The following is a 16,219-nucleotide window of genomic DNA, read 5'->3' on the forward strand; positions in this document are numbered from 1 at the left end:
AATGTGTTTATGAACATAGGGTTTGTAAACATCATCTTACGGGTGCAATAACACAGGTATCCTTGAGCGGAATAAATGCAGAGGGGAAATGTTGACGCCTTGCGCTACAAACCCATGCACCCACTCAGGGGCGTTAATTAACACTTCACTAGCGGCAACTTGTGAGTCGAACTCGCCGAACACACAGGCACCTGTCCCAGTTAAGCGTGACGGTGCATATTCTAACAGCCACGAAAGCAGATATTCAACCTCACGAAAACGTTTTCTTGCGATCATTTCACAGTCATTCTCGAACGGAGCCTTTAATAATGCGCCAAGAGAGCGAATAGGAGAATTACGTTTTAATTCTGGATCTGTGAAGATTGTCGGTGTTGGTATGGAAATTCCGGGATGTGCGACCAAATACCATTGCTCTTTTGGTTCTGCTGGGGTCAAAATTTCACCAACGCCTTCGGCGAACGCAGCATGACCTTTTACAAAAACGGGAACATCTGCGCCTAAACTAACGCCTAATTCGGCTAAGATTTCGTCGCTTAATCCCGCTTGCCAATGGTAATTAAGTGCAATTAATGTTGTTGCGGCGTTAGATGAACCTCCACCTAAGCCACCTCCCATAGGCAATTTTTTATCAACACTGATATCTGCACCATGATACTGCAAAGGGATATTATGTTGTTGACAATAATCACGCAGCAATTTAGCGGCTTTAATAATTAGATTATCTTTATCTTCTACACCATCAATCGGCGTTAAGATAGTTAACTGGGTGTCATCACGAGGTGTAATGGTTAATGTGTCACCATAATCTAAAAACTGAAATAACGTTTGCAAATTGTGGTAGCCATCAGGGCGTTTCCCCGTGATGTAGAGAAAAAGATTTAATTTGGCAGGAGAGGGCCAACTTAGTGTCATTGCTGTATATCCCAGTTATCCATTTTTAGTTTGATAGTGCGTTCACCCTGTTTCAATTCAAGGCGCTGTGGCAGGTTAGGGGTGGTACTTGAATCATAAGCTTGGTAAGTCACAACCCAATCACCTTCAGGGGCGGGCAATGTGACGGATTTTAATAAATGATTAGCATCTAACTCGAAATCAGTTGCATCACCGGGTAAACCAATAAGCCAAGCACGTAGATTTTTGAGTGGAATAACCATACCCGTCAGTTGGTAGATCATTTCTGTTGGGTTATCACTATAATATTTTTTACCATTATTATCAGTAACTTCAATTACGCCTGGCATGACATTTAAATCGAGTTCGGTTGTACCTAAAGGATTGGTAAGTAATAAGCGATAACGTTCATCGGCGCTGTCTTGCCAATAGAATCGGGCATAGGTTTTGCTTGTATCTTCGATATAAGCAAAAGCGCCTCGGGTTTCATATTGTGAAATCTTTTTTAATGCTTGTTGGCGCGCTTGCCATTGCACATCGTTATCAGATGCTGAACCTTGAGTTTTTATCTGATTTAGATTACAGGCACTCAGCAACAACGCCGTTAGCGGGATAAGGCGCAGGAGTTGTTTGGTTGAAAAAAAGCGTGAACGCATAGCTGAGACATTCCTTTAATTCGTTATTAGTTGAAAAAAAGAGTATCATAAACCTTATGATATAACGATATTTCGTTAAATTGTGTATAGAAATCTCCTATCACTCAAGTAAGCTCTTTTATTGAATCTGTTCATCAAGTAGAATGGCGGGAATGAAGAGTCTATACTAAATGCGCTGTTTTAGGTTTACACTAAGTCAAGTCGCGAGGCGGTATTTATTCATAACTCGATATAGTTGATATGACGTTATTAGCATTAGGTATTAATCATAAAACAGCCCCCGTTGCGTTACGTGAGAAAGTTTCCTTTTCTCCCGATACTATGGGTGATGCCTTAAATAACCTCTTACAGCAACCCGCTGTCAGAGGCGGTGTTGTGCTGTCTACTTGTAACCGTACTGAGCTCTATCTGAGTATGGAAGACAAAGAAAATAGCCATGAACAGCTTATTCGCTGGTTATGTCAATATCACCAAATAGAACCAAATGAACTGAAAAGCAGTGTTTATTGGCATCAAGATAATCAAGCTGTCTCTCATTTAATGAGAGTGGCAAGTGGCTTAGATTCTCTAGTATTAGGTGAACCTCAAATTTTAGGGCAAGTCAAAAAAGCCTTTGCCGATTCTCAAAGCTATCACTCGCTCTCTTCAGAACTGGAACGTTTATTTCAGAAATCTTTTTCAGTTGCGAAAAGAGTGAGAACAGAGACACAAATCGGTGCCAATGCAGTTTCTGTCGCTTTTGCAGCGTGTACGCTAGCGCGTCAAATCTTTGAATCGTTATCATCTTTGACTATTTTGTTAGTGGGGGCAGGCGAGACAATCGAGTTAGTCGCTCGTCATTTGCGTGAACATCAAGTCAAAAAAATCATTATTGCTAATCGAACAAAAGAGCGTGCTCAGCGTTTAGCTAATGAAGTTGATGCCGAAGTGATTACATTGTCAGAGATTGATGAATGTCTTGCACAAGCTGATATTGTCATTAGTTCTACTGCAAGCCCATTACCCATCATTGGTAAAGGCATGGTTGAAAGGGCGCTGAAAAAACGCCGTAATCAGCCAATGTTGCTGGTGGATATTGCCGTTCCTCGTGATATCGAACAAGATGTTGAAAAATTGAATAACGTTTATCTTTATAGCGTTGATGATTTAGAAGCCATTATTCAACATAACCGTGAACAACGCCAAGCTGCTGCAATTCAAGCAGAACATATTGTCCAACAAGAGAGTGGGCAATTTATGGATTGGCTACGGGCACAAGGTGCTGTGGGTGCAATTCGAGAATATCGAGACAGCGCCGAAATGTTACGTGCAGAAATGACAGAAAAAGCCATCACATTGATACAAAACGGAGCGGATGCGGAAAAAGTTATCCAACAACTCTCTCATCAATTGATGAATCGCCTTATTCACACACCAACTAAATCTCTTCAACAGGCTGCCAGTGATGGTGATATTGAACGCCTGAATCTATTACGTGAAAGTTTGGGTATTACCCATAATTAACTTTGTCTAACAGGATCTTAATCTACGAATGAAGCCTTCTATTGTCGCTAAGTTGGAAGCTCTACAAGAGCGTTATGAAGAAATTCAGGCACTTCTGTCAGAAGCCGATGTTATTGCCTCTCAGGAGCGTTTTCGTGCGCTTTCAAAAGAATACTCTCAATTAACTGACGTCACGGCTTGTTTTAGCCAATGGCGAAAAGTGCAAGACGACATCGAAGCAGCAGAAATGATGCTTGATGATCCTGAAATGAAAGAGATGGCACAAGAAGAATTAAAAGAAGCGCAATCATTAAATGATGATTTAGAACAGCAGTTACAAGTGTTGTTACTGCCTAAAGATCCTGATGATGAATTTAACTGTTTCCTTGAAATTCGTGCAGGGACAGGGGGCGATGAAGCGGCATTATTTGCGGGTGATTTATTCCGTATGTATAGCCGTTATGCAGAATCACGTCGCTGGCGTATTGAAGTTATGAATGCTAACGAAGGTGAGCATGGTGGCTACAAAGAAGTTATCGCAAAAGTGATCGGTGATGGTGCTTATGGTGTCTTGAAATTTGAATCAGGTGGTCATCGTGTTCAACGTGTTCCAGAAACGGAATCTCAAGGTCGTATTCATACTTCTGCGTGTACCGTTGCAGTATTAGCTGAAGTGCCTGAAGCTGAATTACCTGAAATCAGCCCAAGTGATTTACGCATAGATACCTTCCGTTCTTCAGGGGCAGGTGGTCAGCACGTTAATACCACCGATTCTGCCATCCGTATTACGCATATTCCAACTGGAATTGTGGTGGAATGTCAGGATGAACGTTCACAGCACAAAAATAAGGCAAAAGCGATGTCTGTATTAGGTGCACGTATTCGTGCAGCTGAAATGCAAAAACGCCAAGAGGCAGAAGCATCTGAACGTCGTAACTTATTGGGCTCTGGTGACCGTTCTGACCGAATTAGAACGTATAATTTCCCGCAAGGTCGTGTCACTGATCACCGTATCAACCTCACATTTTATCGCTTAGATGAAGTGATGGAAGGGAAATTAGAACCATTAATTCAGCCTATCGTGACTGAATATCAAGCGGATCAGCTTTCTGCACTTTCTGAGTCAAATTAATGAATTATGAACAATGGCTGCGTGAAGCAGCCTTGCAATTAATTGAAAGTGACAGCCCTAAAAGAGATGCTGAAATTCTACTTGGGTACGTAACACAACGTACTCGCACTTATTTAATTGCCTTTAATGAAACGGTACTTTCGTCAGACGAGTTAGCGCAATTATCGCAATTACTTACTCGACGTATTAAAGGCGAACCTATTGCCTATTTAGTGGGTGAAAGAGAGTTTTGGTCACTACCTTTAAAAGTCTCACCAGCAACATTAATTCCTCGTCCAGATACAGAATGCCTTGTTGAAAAAGCATTAGAAAAACTGTCACCAGAGCCAACCCGTATTCTTGATTTAGGAACAGGTACAGGCGCTATTGCGTTAGCAATGGCATCTGAACGCCCTGATTGCCATATCATTGGTGTAGATTTTCAAGCTGAAGCAGTGGCATTAGCGCAAGAGAATGCGACCAACTTAGCATTAAACAACACCGAATTTATGGAAAGTTGTTGGTTTAGTTCACTCTCTGGGTATCAATTTGGTATGATAATCAGTAATCCTCCTTACATAGATGAAAATGATGAGCATATTCATCAGGGGGATGTTCGTTTTGAACCTTTAACCGCATTAGTTGCTGGTAAAAATGGTTTTGCTGATATCGAAATTATCATTGAAACTGCTCGTCAGTTTTTGACTGATAATGGCTGGGTATTACTGGAACACGGCTGGCAGCAAGGTGAAGGTGTACGCAATATTTTTATTGATAAGGGTTACTGCTGTGTGGAAACTTTCCGTGATTATGGCGGTAATGAGCGAGTGACAGTAGGTCGTTGGAATTATGATAGAAACCATAGCTGATTACGAATTTAATAAAGCCCCTTTAGTTAAGGGCATGATCCTTATCTCTCAGGCAATTCGACCTGATTTTCCAACCACTTCTGTTGGTTACCAACTGGCGCAGTTAGTTGAACAAGCAGAAGCTGAAATTCCCCAACAAGGAAATACCAAAGAGCAGATTGAAGCATTGCTAAAACTGTTTTATAAGCAGTGGCACTTCAGTGGTGCAAGTGGCAAATATTGCCTTTCTGATACTTTATGGTTAGATAAAGTATTAGCGACTCATGTCGGTTCTCCTGTTTCATTGGGGTCGATTCTTATTTATATTGCACAAGCGTTAAATTTACCGTTAGTGCCCGTCATCTTCCCTACACAACTTATTATTAGAATAGATATTCCTAATGAACAACCGCTATTTTTAAATCCAATAAATGGTGAATATCTATCGCAACATACTTTAGAAGTTTGGTTAAAAGGGAATGTAGGCAGCTCCTCTGTATTATTAGAGGCAGATTTAGAAGAATCAGAATACAGTTCTATTATTCGTAAGCTTTTGGATACATTGAAAGTTTCTTTAATGGAAGAAAAAAATATGGAGCAAGCATTAAAAGCCAGTGAAACAGTCTTAATGTTTGATCCTGAAGATCCTTACGAAATACGTGATCGTGGGCTTATTTTTGCTCAGTTAGAGTGTAACCATGTGGCGATTTCTGACTTAAACTATTTTGTTGAGCAATGCCCTGAAGATCCTATTTCAGAGATGATCAAAATCCAAATTCATTCGATAGAACAAAATCCTATTGTTCTACACTAAAAATTTAAGAAACGTACTTAATTAACACAGTACATTACAAACAGTATAGGGATAAATATGCAACATAAAGTGGTGAATATTGGTGATATCAAGGTAGCAAATGACCTGCCATTTGTGCTTTTTGGTGGCATGAATGTATTAGAATCGCGCGATTTAGCCATGCGTATTTGTGAGCATTACGTCACTGTAACTCAAAAACTGAATATTCCTTATGTCTTCAAAGCGTCTTTTGATAAAGCAAACCGTTCTTCAATCCACTCTTACCGTGGTCCTGGCTTAGAAGAAGGGATGAAAATTTTCCAAGAATTAAAAGAAACTTTTGGCGTTAAAATTATTACTGACGTTCATGAAGCCGCGCAAGCTCAACCTGTATCAGAAGTTGTTGATGTTATCCAATTACCTGCATTTTTAGCGCGTCAAACCGACCTTGTTGAAGCGATGGCAAAAACAGGTGCTGTGATTAACGTGAAAAAACCGCAGTTTGTAAGCCCAGGTCAAATGGGCAATATCGTCGATAAATTTAAAGAAGGCGGTAATGACCAAGTTATTCTATGTGATCGCGGCAGTAACTTTGGTTATGATAACTTAGTCGTTGATATGTTAGGTTTCCATGTCATGATGCAAGCTTCTCAAGGCGCGCCCGTTATTTTTGACGTTACGCACTCACTACAATGCCGCGATCCGTTTGGTGCAGCATCAGGTGGACGCCGTGCACAAGTTGCAGAATTAGCTCGTGCAGGTATGGCTGTTGGTCTTGCTGGGTTATTTCTTGAAGCTCATCCAGATCCAGATAATGCACTCTGTGATGGTCCATCAGCGTTGCCACTTGCAAAATTAGAGCCTTTCTTAGCTCAAATTAAAGCGATTGATGAAGTGGTAAAAAGTTTCCCAGAGTTAGATACCAGTAAATAAAATGTGTTATGCAACTGCATACGGTTGTTAATATGTTCGGCGCTGATCTTCAGCGCCGTTATCACGAAAAAATCCATAAAATCACCCTTCATGGCGGTTTCAACTGTCCTAATCGAGATGGCACATTAGGACGGGGTGGCTGCACTTTTTGTAATGTCTCTTCTTTTGCTGATGAGCAAACGCAATATCATTCGATTGAAGAACAAATTGCATTACAAGCTAAAAATATTAACCGTGCACATCGCTATCTTGCTTATTTTCAAGCTTATACCAGTACTTATGCCGAAGTAGAATACTTACGTACTTTATATGAAACCGCATTATTACAAGCGGATATGGTTGGGTTATGTGTGGGAACTCGACCAGATTGTGTCCCCGTTAGCGTATTAGATTTATTGCAGGGGTATCATGATAAAGGCTATGAAGTATGGCTAGAACTCGGTTTACAAACTGCTCACGATAAAACATTAAAACAGATTAACCGCGGACATGATTTTCAATGCTACCAAGCCACTGCACGTGAAGCTCGCCGTCGTGGTTTAAAGGTGTGTACGCATCTTATCATTGGACTGCCACGAGAAAATCATCTGCTTAATATGCAAACATTGGATCGTGTTGTAGAAACGGGTACTGATGGGCTTAAATTGCATCCGTTGCATATTGTGGAAGGCAGTACGATAGCTAAAGCTTGGAAAGCAGGACGTGTTAATGCATTGACACAAGAGCAATATGTATATACCGCGGGTGAGATGATCCGCCATACTCCTTCTGAAATTATTTATCACCGCGTTTGTGCCAGCGCGAGAAAACCGACCCTACTTGCCCCTGAATGGTGTGAAAATCACTGGTTGGGTATGAATGCACTTTATCAAGATTTATTAAAAAAAGGTGTGCAAGGAAGTGAAATAGGTCAAGCATTTATTCCTTATTAAGAATAAATGTTGAAATAAGTAATTTATCAAATCAAATATTATAATTATTCATAACTAAAAACGCCTTTAATTTTTTAATATTAATTAAAGGCGTTAATTTTTTATCTGAAAAATCTAAATAATTACTGAATTAATTCCAGATCATCTAATGCCTTTTGCAATGAAGGATAGAAATTCAGTGTACCTTCAACGGGCGTAACTTTTGCTCTTGCCAACGTTTTTAAGGGTTGGAAAGGAATATCACACACAATGACATGAGTATCGTCTTTAACATCAGTAACGAAATGCTGGAACGCATGTAATCCCCCCGCATCTAATACAGGGACAGCATCCCACTGCATAATAACGGTTTTATAACCTTTGCTACGCTCACGTAATTCATTAAAAATACGTTCAGCGGCAGCAAAGAATAATGGACCATTAATACGCACAACTAATAACTGCTTATCATCATCAGTATAAGGGGATTCTGTTATTTTGGTCATATTAGCAATACGACGCATAAATAACAGTGAAGCCAACACAATGCCGATAGTAATTGCAATAACCATATCAAAGAGAACAGTTAGCGATAAGCATAATACTAAGACAATAATATCGTCTTTAGGGGCGTGTCGAATAAGATCAATAACTTTACGTGCTTCGCTCATATTCCATGCAACAATTAACAGCAGTGCTGACATTGCGGCTAACGGTAAATAAGAAAGAAAAGGGGCTAATACAAGTAAAGTGAGTAACACTAACAATGAGTGAACAATAGCAGAAACGGGCGATGTTGCACCGGCGCGTACGTTAGCCGCTGAACGCGCAATGGCTGCAGTCGCTGTAATACCACCAAAGAAAGGTGCGACGATATTACCAACCCCTTGTCCCACGAGTTCACCATTAGAGTGATGTTTTTTGCCAGTCATGCCATCAAGTACAACCGCACATAATAACGATTCAATCGCACCTAACATCGCCATTGAAAAGGCAGCGGGTAATAAAGCGGAAACGGTACTCCAATTTAATTCAAGTGATGTACCTGAGCTTGGTAAATTCCAAGGTAAAACAAATTGAGGCAAAATAGGTGGAATACCTTGTCCTGTTGTACCATTAGGAAGCATATAGCTAAATTGAGAGCCAATTGTTGCAACGTCATGACCGAACATATTCACAATACCCATTACCGCAGTACCTGCGATTAAAGCGGGTAAGTGCCCAGGTAAACGTAAATTCAGCTTAGGCCAATAAATTAAAACAAACAGGGTTGTCAGACCAATAAGTGTATCGCCAATATGAATAGTCGGTAATGCAGAGCCTAGGGCGATAACTTTATCAATATAGGTTTCTGGGACATGTGCTAATTCAAGACCAAAAAAATCTTTTACTTGCATTGTGGCGATGGTAATAGCAATCCCTGATGTAAATCCAAGAGTGACGGAAACAGGAATATACTCAATAAGCTTACCAAAGCGCGCTAATCCCATAACCACTAAGATCACGCCAGACATAAGCGTAGCAATTAATAAGCCACTCAAACCAAACTGTTGTGATACAGGATAAAGGATCACAACAAATGCGGCTGTAGGGCCTGAAACGCTGTATCGAGAGCCACCAGATACAGCAATAACGATACCGGCAATAGCTGCGGTATAAAGACCGTATTGCGGAGGAACACCGCTACCAATAGCCAAAGCCATGGCTAAAGGTATCGCGATAATACCCACGGTGATCCCTGCAATAATATCTTTTAATAAACGCGCAAAAGAGTAAGGCTCTTTTACACATGCATCAATAAATGCACTAAAGGGACGAACCCTGTTAACTTTATGAGTTTTCATTTAGGATCAAACCAAAATAAGAAGTCAGATGCCGAATAACGGCGATAAGGAAAAGAGAGGATATCGCTTTTATTCGCTGATAATAATGTGATACATCAAATTATTAATGCATATCTTAAAGCTTAGTAAAAATAAAATCAATTAAACTAATAAGTTAACCTAAATAGATAATGTAATGTATCTTGTTGTATTTATTCTGTTGCTTGCTTGAAAATAAAGTTTAAATTTATTTTAAAATTATAAAAAGCGTTTTATTTTAGAATAAATGTCGTTTATAGATAGAGTAATAAAAAACTTTTTACGTCATAAAAATCTTATAGGCATAAATAACAATTACATAAGTTTTTTTGACTCATTAAAATCAATTATCAGCGATAATTAAGTGATAAGAATTTATTAAATAAAACGATTAAGTAAAAAATAAAATAAAAAGGTGTTGTATACTAACAATAATGCTATCAAAAAAAGAAGAGTGATGGATATAAACAATGCAGTGAAGGGAAACAAGGCTAAAAGTGGATGTTTTTTGAGCAAAAAAAATAGAGCCTAGCTAAAAAACTAGGCTCTATCTTAGAATATGGCGGTGAGAGAGGGATTCGAACCCTCGATACGTTGCCGTATACACACTTTCCAGGCGTGCTCCTTCAGCCTCTCGGACATCTCACCGTACTGTCGTTGGATATGTACTTAACATCTCTCAACGGGGCGCTACTATATGGAAAAGGAGCATAAGCGTCAACAGCTAAATGCATTTTTCCTTTAACTTTTGTTTCAAGCAGTCAAATAAAAAACAATATGCACAAATGCTAGACAAATTATGAAGTAAATCAATACACGTATCGATTGGTATATTGAAAAAAGAATGGAGATTTTCGTTAACTGGTTAACATTCTCAACATTTTTATTAACAACTTATACAAAGAGACTTGAAATAAGAACGCAACCCTCGCACCCTATGATAAAAATGCTGGAGGAAGGCAAAATGAATATTATTTATTATCATCCTTTTTTTGACGCAGATACATGGATAAACGGTATGAAGGCACGTTTGCCTGATGCCAATATACGCATTTGGGAACCCGGTGATAACGAACCTGCCGATTATGCGCTAGTTTGGCTTCCTCCTTATGAAATGCTCGCGAGTCGTAACCATCTTAAAGGTATTTTTGCGTTAGGAGCGGGTGTTGATGCTATTTTAAAACAAGAACAGCAAAAGCCAGGTACATTACCAACAGGTGTTCCTGTTATGCGTTTAGAAGACACCGGCATGGGGCTTCAAATGCAAGAATATGCCATTGCTAAAGTGATGTATTACTTTCGCCGTATGGATGATTATAAACGCCAACAATCACAACGTTTATGGAAGCAACTTCCTTCGCATTCTTATGATAACTTTGTTATTGGTGTTTTAGGTGCTGGCGCTTTAGGCGGTAGTGTTGCGACTAAACTTGCTGAACTGGGTTTTAACGTTCGTTGCTGGAGTCGCAGTGAAAAACAAATTAAAGATGTTGAAAGTTTTTATGGTAAAGAACAACTCAGTGATTTCCTTCAAGAGTGTAATTTACTGATTAACTTATTACCTTATACGCCAGAAACTCACGGCATTTTAAATTTCTCACTCTTTGAGCAACTTAAACCTTCTTCCTATTTAATTAATTTGGCACGTGGGGCGCATTTAGTTGATCAAGATCTATTAGAAGCTATCGATCAAGGTCATATTGCGGATGCAACACTGGATGTTTTTGCTCAAGAGCCTTTAGCGGGAATGCACCCATTCTGGACACATCCTCGAGTTTCTATTACCCCACATATTGCTGCTTTTACCATTCCGAATATTGCCATGGATACGATTGTTGAAAATATTCAGCGAATTGAAAAAGGAGAAGCACCTTTGGGTGTGGTGGATATGAAGAGTGGTTACTAAGTCTATTTTATTTATATTTTAATTTTAGATAATGGGCGACAAAATTTAGTTTGTTGCCTATTTTTTTGTCTCAGCTTTCAAAAAAAATACTTTCTCTAATTTTTATATAATGTCATAAAAATCCGGTTGTAAAAAGATATCGTTTGCAGATTATCTTATTAATTATTACCTCATGATTTGAAGATAATGAGGCGTACATGACTAATAAAATAGAGATGGTTTCCAGTAAACTAATACCGATGGGTACTTTTAATGGAAAAAAAGGGAAAAATCGAGTAGAAGGAGTAGCTAATAGTAATAAAACATATCATAAAAATAATGATAAACAAAAGAAAGAAAAACAATTTAGCCTAAATAATGCTAATAACTATGTATATTTAGGATCAACTAATACCCCTTTGCTTAATAATATGGGGATCACATTATCAGATGATGGTTCTTTGATCTTAATTAAAGGTAAAACACATGACTTATTTACGGGGTTATATCAAAAACATATTAAAGGAGGATTTAAGTATAATCTTTTTAATATAGAATCTCAAAATAGTAATAATATGAAGTTTAAAGAGATTTATGTTGATCATAAAGGTTTTTTGATTGGAAATAGATTTAATCCTATAGATAATAGTCGTGATCTCTACAAAATTAAATTTAATAGAGTAGAAGAAGAATATAGTTTAAATGATACCTCATCAAAGACTTTCGATAGTAATTTTATTGTTGAATATGAAAAATACATAGTTGATGATAACCTAAAGCAAGATTTATCAAATATTAATAATGTTGTGGAATTAAAAGAAAATAATATATTAAAAATTAATCGTGAAGGATTAGATTTAACCATTAAACTTAAAGATAATGCCCTTTATACACAAGGACTACCTAATAAAATTGCTACTAGTGATCAAGTTGATAGTTCGCAAATGAAAGAGCATGAGGTGGAAGTAGAAGAGCATAAAATAAAAATCCCCTTAAAAAATACAGATAAAATCTTAGCAATTAAACCAATATTAAATCAAGTTCAACTCGTAGTGGATAAAGGCAATAAAATAAAAATATATTATCTTGATCCTTTAAATATTTTTGCGATTAAAGATTATCAGTATGAAGTGACTCGTTTAAAGCAGGAACCTCCTTTATCTTTTTACTCAATGATAGGTGAGAATAATTATAAAAATTATCATTCAGGACAACCATTTTCTACTCAAACAGTCGGCAATTTTAGTAGCCGCAATATCCCGTTTTTCTCATCTTTTATTGATAATTCTAGATTACATATCAATAAAGCTAAAGAGCAATATGCATTGAAAGAATATCGATCAATGTTGAAAAATATTGCTAAGGCTGTTGATCCTGGATTTAGAGGATTATTTTGTAATATAAAGCAGCTTATTAACTCTTCGACTACTGCATATAACAGTAAGCCGATGGCATTATATGGTATTAAAGAAAATATAGGGAAAAGCTATGATGTGTTAAACCGTATTGTTAAAGGTGTAAAAAATGGTGTAACACAAGGAGAGGTGATTTATTCATTGGTTAACGATTTAAAAGATAAAGAGAATATTACCATTAATCACCATAGTGATGTTCGAGCTTTCTTTGGTATTAATGCTTTTCAACTCCCCAATAATATAGGGGTTAATGCCTTTTTATTAGCTTCTTACGTAAAATCGCACTCTATTACATTATCAAAAAGTGAAGATAATCAGATCACTTTTTCTTTTATTAATAATAATAAAAATCTTTTTGTTGCTGGTCTATCAGCAGGTATTGGTGGATATGAAAAAAGATGGGGTTTAGAATGTGTTGACTATGGCTTTGTAACTCCTGTCATGGCAAGTGCTTTATTAAGTGCTTCTTACACTAAAAAATCTAATTTCTCATTTAGCCTTGATATTAATGATATCCCCAAATTTATTAATCAAGGATTAAGTCAAAATGAAAATGAATTAATCAATAAATCTACTCTTGAAATTGATCAAGACATGAGTATTTCGTTGGGCGCAGAATTAAGAAGTGAAGCGAGTTTTGATGTTGATGTTATGGTTAATCCCAATATGGAACTAACTGTACCCAGAAATGCTATTGGCATAAACTTTATTTTCAATTTATTAAAACTAGATTTAAATATTAATAAATTTATCGATCATGGTAAAACAGATGTTACAAAAAAATCCAAAAAGCTTGATCTTAATTTATTAGAGCTTGGTATTGATGTATATCGTGATTTAAAATTTACGCCTTCTACAACGAATTCTGATAATGTTATTCAGTGGTATCCATTAACGTCTGTAAAAGATTTCGAATTAATGGTAAAAAAAAGAATAAATAGCTTATTAAGTTTTACACTCTTTAAAAGTGAAAATTTAATAAGAGTGGAAAATTTGGAGCAAGATAAGAAAAATATAAAGGGAATTTATAAAAGAGTATTAAAGCTAAATACGTTATTAGAAAGTTTTCCTGAAAAGTATCATCTTTCTAATAAGATTGATAAATTAGATAGTATCTATTTGAATCTATCATCAGATAAAAAACCAATTAATAAACTAAGAGAGGATAGTAATAAAAATCTTACTACTGTTCTACCTCAACGTAAAGAAGATATTTTTCAGACTCAAATAACAAAGGAAAATAGACAACATAACATTAATCATTTTTTATCCTCATTAAAAGAGAGAAAAGAAATATTGTCTTCTCAGGAAAAAGACAATATGAATGAAAAGTTTAAGCCTTATTTTATAGCAAATTATCAGTTAAGTAGAGAAGGGAGCTTACTTCGTTCTGATTTACAAAATGAAATAAATCATATTGTTGAAGAGAGTAGAAATTCTGAACAGGTAGATTTAAATAAAATAAAAGAAAAACTGAATGATTTATATACTCGATATAAACAGCAATTTGCCCATGTTAAATATCAAATTGCCTCTACAGATATTATGTCTGTTAGTGAACTTTCGTATAAAAAGAAGACATTACCTACAGGGTTTGTGCGATTAGGAAATAAAAAAGCGATTATACATACTCAAGTGAAAGGGAATATTAATTATATTTATAATGAAAGTGAAGATCGAGTGGATAAAATATCTACAAATTATTATTACTAGATAAATCATTCATCTTATTTATTATTAATATGATGTTATTTATCAAATCCGCCTTGGGAAAATGCGGTTTTTAAAAAGATAACTTAGTGTTAAGTTTTGTTTGGTCTGCTATTTTTAATTATTATAAAATTTATCTCTGATTAACTGACGTTATCAAAAAGATAAATTTATTAAATTGTAATTAGGCTTAACTTGGTGATATAAAGTAGTTTCCCATGTTTATCAGACAGTATACCTAATGAATATAGCAGAACTTCTTGAGCAAATAGCAGAGAAAGGATGGTGTGTATGGGATGATTTCCTCACACCAGAGGCTGTTCAACAATTACGTGCTTGTTTTAATGGCGATGCACAGCAAGCGCGTATTGGTCGTCATGAGAATCGACTTGCAGAAACAACAATTCGAAGTGATAAAATACGTTGGTTAGAACCTGAAATGGGGGTACCCGTTCAGCATTATTTAATGCAAATGGAATCTATTCAGCGTGCTGTTAACCGAGAATTTTATTTAGGTCTTTTTGAATACGAAGCACATTTTGCCTGTTATGAGAAAGGTGCTTTTTATAAAAAACATCTTGATGCATTTAAAGAAAATGTGACTCGACGATTAACGACAGTGTTGTATCTTAATGAAGATTGGAAAAAAGAAGATGGTGGTGAGTTAATTATTTATGATTTAGACGATAATCAACTTGCAACAGTCGCGCCTAAAGGTGGACGTTTGGTCGTTTTCCTATCGGAGCAATTCCCTCATGAAGTACTTCCTACTTATAAAGAGAGAATAAGTATTGCTGGGTGGTTTCGTGTGAATGGTGTAAGAGATAATTTTCTTGATATAGCCAGTTAATAAATGCAATAAAATGCTGTTGTCATAAAGTTGTTTTAATACTTTATTATAAAACGGCTTTAGAAGATAAATAGCATGGGATTAGGCGCGTTTCTTATATTAAGCATAAGACTTAATAATAAGAGCGCGCTTTTTCTGTTTTAAGTGGTTAAAGATAGTAAGCTTAATATTAACAATAAAAGAGAAATGACGAAAAAAGTTGATTTTCTTACCATTAAAAGCACAATAATGCGAAACTTTTTAGGATAAAAATACAATGAATGAATTTTCAATAGTTTGCCGACTTCTAGGCACATTATTCCAGCGTGCGCCCCAAGATCCTATTTTATCACCCATTATTAAAATGATTGGTGAAGGGAAACTGAGTCAGTTATGGCCATTAGAGCAAGATGAGCTATTTAATACATTAAAAAACAGCGTAAAAGATTTAGCTATTGTTGAAGCCGATTATCAGTCTCTGTTTGGTGGTAAATCGCCATCTGTGTCTGTTTATGCCCATGATTATGAAGAGATCAAAGAAGATGATATTCGTCAGTTTTTAGTCACAAGGGGGATGCCTGTTACTGATAATGCAACAGATAGTTTTGGTGCTTTGTTACTTGCAGCTTCATGGCTTGAAGATAACTCTGCGGAAGATGAAGTATTAGCGCAAATACAATTATTTGATGAATATCTACTGCCTTGGGCTGGAACATTTTTAGGTAAGGTTGAAGCTCATGCAACAAGTGGCTTCTATCGTACATTAGCCGGTATTGCGCGTGGTGCATTATCAGCATTACGTGAAGAACTCTCGGATGATGAAGAGAGTGATGAGGCAGAAACAGAGTAATATCAATATTTCTTTGTAAAAGAATTTAATTATTCATAAAAAA

13 protein-coding genes and 1 tRNA gene are annotated in these 16,219 nt (G+C 36.7%); 10 read left to right on the forward strand and 4 right to left on the reverse strand.

The features are described 5' to 3' along the window. Nucleotides 1-36 precede the first annotated feature (36 nt). Together ispE and lolB are read right to left on the reverse strand one after the other, a co-directional pair. The gene (gene ispE, locus DK865_RS03600) at nucleotides 37-912 is read right to left on the reverse strand and encodes a 4-(cytidine 5'-diphospho)-2-C-methyl-D-erythritol kinase (RefSeq protein ID WP_109391212.1); all 876 of its coding nucleotides are present in this window, start codon (nucleotides 910-912) and stop codon (nucleotides 37-39) included. Continuing rightward, nucleotides 909-1,547 (reverse strand): lipoprotein insertase outer membrane protein LolB, encoded by a 639-nt coding sequence (gene lolB, locus DK865_RS03605; protein WP_023582046.1) that lies wholly within the window; start codon nucleotides 1,545-1,547, stop codon nucleotides 909-911. Before lolB ends, ispE begins: the two co-directional genes overlap by 4 nt. A gap of 240 nt (nucleotides 1,548-1,787) precedes the next feature. Between lolB and hemA the strand changes: the two genes are divergently transcribed. Genes hemA through DK865_RS03635 form a run of 6 tightly spaced genes read left to right on the forward strand, consistent with a single transcriptional unit; the run spans nucleotide 1,788 to nucleotide 7,646 of the window. After that, the gene (hemA, locus tag DK865_RS03610) at nucleotides 1,788-3,050 is read left to right on the forward strand and encodes a glutamyl-tRNA reductase (protein ID WP_023582047.1); all 1,263 of its coding nucleotides are present in this window, start codon (nucleotides 1,788-1,790) and stop codon (nucleotides 3,048-3,050) included. Nucleotides 3,051-3,078: 28 nt separating this feature from the next. Next, nucleotides 3,079-4,161 carry a peptide chain release factor 1 gene (gene prfA, locus DK865_RS03615; protein WP_109391213.1) on the forward strand — a complete coding sequence of 361 codons (1,083 nt, stop codon included), beginning with the start codon at nucleotides 3,079-3,081 and terminating at the stop codon, nucleotides 4,159-4,161. Continuing rightward, nucleotides 4,161-5,009: a peptide chain release factor N(5)-glutamine methyltransferase gene (gene prmC / locus DK865_RS03620; protein ID WP_109391214.1), complete on the forward strand. Its 849-nt coding sequence runs from the start codon at nucleotides 4,161-4,163 to the stop codon at nucleotides 5,007-5,009. The genes prfA and prmC overlap by 1 nt, the downstream gene beginning before the upstream one ends. Next, nucleotides 4,993-5,802: an invasion regulator SirB1 gene (gene sirB1 / locus DK865_RS03625; protein WP_036913468.1), complete on the forward strand. Its 810-nt coding sequence runs from the start codon at nucleotides 4,993-4,995 to the stop codon at nucleotides 5,800-5,802. The genes prmC and sirB1 overlap by 17 nt, the downstream gene beginning before the upstream one ends. 57 nt (nucleotides 5,803-5,859) lie before the next feature. Beyond that, nucleotides 5,860-6,714: a 3-deoxy-8-phosphooctulonate synthase gene (gene kdsA / locus DK865_RS03630; RefSeq protein WP_109391215.1), complete on the forward strand. Its 855-nt coding sequence runs from the start codon at nucleotides 5,860-5,862 to the stop codon at nucleotides 6,712-6,714. 8 nt (nucleotides 6,715-6,722) lie between these two features. After that, nucleotides 6,723-7,646, forward strand: a complete 924-nt coding sequence (locus DK865_RS03635; RefSeq protein WP_109391216.1) for a TIGR01212 family radical SAM protein — start codon at nucleotides 6,723-6,725, stop codon at nucleotides 7,644-7,646. Nucleotides 7,647-7,768: 122 nt separating this feature from the next. Here the strand turns inward: DK865_RS03635 and dauA are convergent, their stop codons facing one another. Further along, nucleotides 7,769-9,469, reverse strand: a complete 1,701-nt coding sequence (gene dauA, locus DK865_RS03640; protein ID WP_023582053.1) for a C4-dicarboxylic acid transporter DauA — start codon at nucleotides 9,467-9,469, stop codon at nucleotides 7,769-7,771. 578 nt (nucleotides 9,470-10,047) lie between these two features. Further along, nucleotides 10,048-10,135, reverse strand: a tRNA-Ser gene (locus tag DK865_RS03645). A gap of 316 nt (nucleotides 10,136-10,451) precedes the next feature. Here DK865_RS03645 and ghrA point away from each other — a divergent pair. The 4 genes from ghrA to DK865_RS03665 all read left to right on the forward strand — a co-directional run bounded on the left by ghrA (nucleotide 10,452) and on the right by DK865_RS03665 (nucleotide 16,176). Beyond that, nucleotides 10,452-11,393 carry a glyoxylate/hydroxypyruvate reductase GhrA gene (gene ghrA / locus DK865_RS03650; protein ID WP_109391217.1) on the forward strand — a complete coding sequence of 314 codons (942 nt, stop codon included), beginning with the start codon at nucleotides 10,452-10,454 and terminating at the stop codon, nucleotides 11,391-11,393. A gap of 197 nt (nucleotides 11,394-11,590) precedes the next feature. After that, on the forward strand, nucleotides 11,591-14,500 hold the full coding sequence (locus DK865_RS18715; RefSeq protein ID WP_194295175.1) for a hypothetical protein: 2,910 nt from the start codon (nucleotides 11,591-11,593) through the stop codon (nucleotides 14,498-14,500). 238 nt (nucleotides 14,501-14,738) lie between these two features. Beyond that, nucleotides 14,739-15,347 (forward strand): 2OG-Fe(II) oxygenase, encoded by a 609-nt coding sequence (locus tag DK865_RS03660; RefSeq protein ID WP_023582056.1) that lies wholly within the window; start codon nucleotides 14,739-14,741, stop codon nucleotides 15,345-15,347. A gap of 256 nt (nucleotides 15,348-15,603) precedes the next feature. Next, a complete protein-coding gene (locus tag DK865_RS03665; RefSeq protein ID WP_023582057.1) occupies nucleotides 15,604-16,176 on the forward strand; it encodes a TorD/DmsD family molecular chaperone in 573 nt (190 codons plus the stop codon). Nucleotides 16,177-16,219 lie beyond the last annotated feature (43 nt).

Origin of the sequence: Proteus cibi (genome assembly GCF_003144405.1) — a bacterium.
Lineage (GTDB): Bacteria > Pseudomonadota > Gammaproteobacteria > Enterobacterales > Enterobacteriaceae > Proteus > Proteus cibi.